This is a genomic window from Citrobacter sp. Ce006, assembly GCF_030336535.1.
Lineage (GTDB): Bacteria > Pseudomonadota > Gammaproteobacteria > Enterobacterales > Enterobacteriaceae > Citrobacter > Citrobacter europaeus.
In genome coordinates, this window is record NZ_JAOWDO010000002.1 from 1 (window position 1) to 253 (window position 253).

A 253-nucleotide genomic window follows, 5' to 3' on the forward strand; every position below is an offset into this window, starting at 1 on the left:
CCGGCGGTGGTGTCATGGCGCGAGGCCGACAGCTACTGCCGCTGGCTGAAAAAGGAGACGGGGCTGCCGTTTTCCCTGCCAACGGAAGCGCAGTGGGAGTACGCGGCGCGTGACCGGGGGCAGTATATTCTGGGGGCAACGGATGACGGCGACTGGCGTGAGGATGAGAAAAGCGGGCGCGGTGAAAACTATGCTACCAGCGAGGACCGCCAGGCAACGGAAGAGGCCACCGGGGTGGACAGTTCCTTCGTGC

1 protein-coding gene is annotated in these 253 nt (G+C 64.8%); it reads left to right on the forward strand.

Going from position 1 to position 253, the window contains the following annotated elements; translation table 11 throughout:
- Nucleotides 1-253, forward strand: a 253-nt coding sequence (locus tag OGV94_RS00010; protein ID WP_286522101.1) for a formylglycine-generating enzyme family protein, incomplete at both ends; no start/stop codon positions are given.